The organism is Methylobacterium sp. Leaf104 (genome assembly GCF_001422885.1).
In the GTDB taxonomy this organism is placed as follows: domain Bacteria; phylum Pseudomonadota; class Alphaproteobacteria; order Rhizobiales; family Beijerinckiaceae; genus Methylobacterium.
In genome coordinates this window covers 1-2,910 of sequence record NZ_LMMZ01000027.1, presented here as the reverse complement: position 1 = coordinate 2,910, position 2,910 = coordinate 1, and the positions used below count along the sequence as shown (strand labels likewise).

General features: G+C 68.6%; 1 protein-coding gene and 2 pseudogenes. 2 read left to right on the top strand and 1 reads right to left on the bottom strand.

What is annotated here, in order from left to right; translation table 11 throughout:
* The first annotated feature begins 165 nt into the window (after positions 1-165).
* Together ASF49_RS15210 and ASF49_RS23180 are read left to right on the top strand one after the other, a co-directional pair.
* Positions 166-1,755, top strand: coding sequence for an IS66 family transposase (locus ASF49_RS15210; protein WP_056474499.1), 1,590 nt, complete (start codon positions 166-168; stop codon positions 1,753-1,755).
* Positions 1,756-1,819: 64 nt separating this feature from the next.
* Positions 1,820-2,474 (top strand): annotated as a pseudogene (locus tag ASF49_RS23180) (IS3 family transposase); the annotation flags it as partial.
* Between the two features lie 227 nt (positions 2,475-2,701).
* On the opposite strand, the pseudogene ASF49_RS15205 reads toward ASF49_RS23180, so the two are convergent.
* Positions 2,702-2,910: pseudogene (locus ASF49_RS15205) on the bottom strand (UDP-glucose 4-epimerase GalE); the annotation flags it as partial.

Here is a 2,910-nt window from a genome sequence, read left to right as displayed (position 1 = left end):
CCGCTGCGCCGGCACTCGGCGCTCGGATACCGCTCGCCCGTCGTATACGAGCAGGAGACCCGGCCGCACCCGTCACCTGAGACCCGGCTCAGCCAAGCGTAACCGGGGCAGATCCCCGGGCGGTGGCGTTTTGCGGTTTGGCTCGGGCGTGATTCAACACGCGGCATGGCGCTGCCGGATCCCGATGGCCTGGATGCCCTATCGCTGAGCGAGCTTCGCGGGCTTGTCGTCGGCCTGATCGGTCAGGTCCGGGCGTTGACGAACGAGAACCGGGCGTTGCACGACGAGGTCGCGCGCCTGAAGGGCCTGCCACCACGGCCGCCGACGCGTCCGACCCCGTCCGGGATGGAGGCGGCGAGCGAGCGGTCGCAGGCCGATCCAGGCAAACGGCGGCGGCGCGGACCGGTGCGGGATCGATGCGTGGTGACGCGCGAGGTCGTGCTGAAGGCGGCGGTCCCGGAAGGCTCGCGCTTCAAGGGCTACGAGGATCTCGTCGTGCGCGACCTGGTGCTGGAGGCGGTGGTGATCCGCTATCGGCGCGAGCGCTGGTGCACGCCGTCCGGGACGAGCGTGGTGGCCCCCCTGCCGCCGGGGCTCACGGGCGGGTTCGGACCGCATCTGCGCCGTTTCCTTCTGGCCGCCCACGTCCAGGGTCAGGTTACGAGCGAGCGCCTGACGGCGATGCTGTCGGGGCTCGGGCTGACGATCTCGAAGCGGCAGGTGGTCCGTCTCCTGTGCGGCCCGCTCGATCGCTTCGTCGCCGAGGACCGGGCGGTCCTGCGCGCGGGCCTGGAGAGCGCGGCCTGGATCAGCGTCGACGACACCTCCGCCCGGCACGCGCGGGCCGACGGCGTGACCACGCAGATCGGCGATGCGCGCTTCACCGCCTTCCACACCGGCACCGCGAAGTCCCGCCTGAACTTCCTCGCGCTGCTGCGGGCGGGATACGAGGACTACGTCGTCGACGATACGGCGCTCGCGTACATGCGTACCCGCGCGCTCGCCGGCCCCTTCCTCGCGGCACTCGCCACGCATCCGGTCAAGATCTTCGCCGATGCCGCGAGCTGGCAGGCGCATCTGTCCGCCCTGGGCTTCGATGCGCGGGCGGTCACCCCCGATCCGGTACGGATCGCCACCGAGGGCGCGCTCTGGGGCGCGATCCGGCATCATGGCCTGCTGCCCGACACGGTGATCGTCTCGGATGGGGCCGGTCAGTTCCGGGTCGGCACCCATGCCCTGTGCTGGGTCCATGCCGAGCGTCTCGTCCACGCCCTGGTCCCCACCACGGCGGCCCAGCGCAGGGCCATCGCCGTCACACGCACCCTGATCTGGTGGTTCTACGCCGACCTGAAGGCCTGGGTGCGCGCCCCGTGTCCCAAACGAGCCCGCGCCCTGCGCGCCCGCTTCGACCGGATCTTCAGACGCCCCACCGGCGCGGTGATGCTCGACCGGCTGCTCGCCCGCCTGCACCGGCACAAGGCCGCGCTTCTGCGCGTCTTGGAGCGGCCCGAAATCCCGCTCCACACCAACGGCTCGGAAAACGACATCCGCGCCTGCGTGACCAAGCGCAAGATCTCCGGCGGCACCATGAGCGAGGCCGGCCGCATCGCCCGCGATGTCATGCTCGGCCTGATGAAGACCTGCGCCAAGCTCGGCGTCTCGTTCTTCCGCTACCTCGGCGACCGCCTCGGCATCCCGGACGGTGCAACCGTCCCGCCCCTCCCGGACCTCGTCAGACACGCCGCAACAGCATGACCGCCCGGGGATCTGCCCCGGTTACAGCCAAGCCCCCTAACCGTCCACAGAAACGGGGTAATCCCACCGGCGTCTACACGACTTGCTGCGACGGGAGGGCTGGAAGGTGAACCACAAGCGCACCTACCAGATCTATCGCGACGAGGGACTGTCGATCCGGCCCAAGCTGCCCAAACGCAAACGGGCCTGGTGCTACCGCCAGGGGCGACCGGCGATTGGCGGCCCCAACGAGGTCTGGGCCATGGACTTCATGTCCGACCGCCTGTTCGACGGGCGTCCGTTCCGGATCCTGACGGTCGTCGATTGCCATACGCGAGAGACGCTCTCGCTCATACCGAGAGCCAACTTCCGCGCCTTCCAGGTGATCGAGGCCCTGGACGCACTGGTGAAGCTCCGCAGTCGTCCAACGAGCCTACGGGTCGACAATGGACCGGAGTTCGCCGGGCGCATGCTCGACCAGTGGGCGTACCTGAACGGGGTCGAGATCGACTTCTCACAACCGGGCAAACCGACAGACAACGGCAACACGCGAGTCGTTCAACGGCCGCCTACGGGCGGAATGTCTGAACGCCTCGTGGTTCCTGTCGGTGGCCGATGCCCGAGAGCGCATCGAGGACTGGAGGTGCCACTACAATGAAGACCAACCCCATACGGCCCTGGGCGGCTTGACGCCCTGGGCCTTCGCCAACCAAGCTGTCACAGCCCGAAAACATGCATAGGCCGTGGACCACAAACCGGGTAAACTCCACAGGTTCAAAAGCCACACCAAAGGGCGGACCAACCGATGAACAAGTACTACCTCTCAGCGGCCGTATAGGACCTAAGGAAGCTCACTATGATCATTCAAATCCCGCAGCCGAGCTCGGCTTGATCGGCAATGGGACACCCGCCGCCTGCGCTGCGCCGGCTCCGAGCAACGCGGCGAGGACGACGGGCGTCCAGCGCCTCATGTGCGATTGCGCCGGGTCAGGGCCTCTTCCCAGGCGAAGGCCTGGGCGACGATCCGGTCGAGGTCGTCGTTCTGCGGGGTCCAGCCGAGATCGCGGATGCGCTGCGCCTCGGCGACGATCTGGGCGGGATCCCCCGGCCGGCGCGGCGAGAGGCGAACCTCGAAATCGCGTCCCGAGACGCGCTTGACCACCTCGATCACCTCCA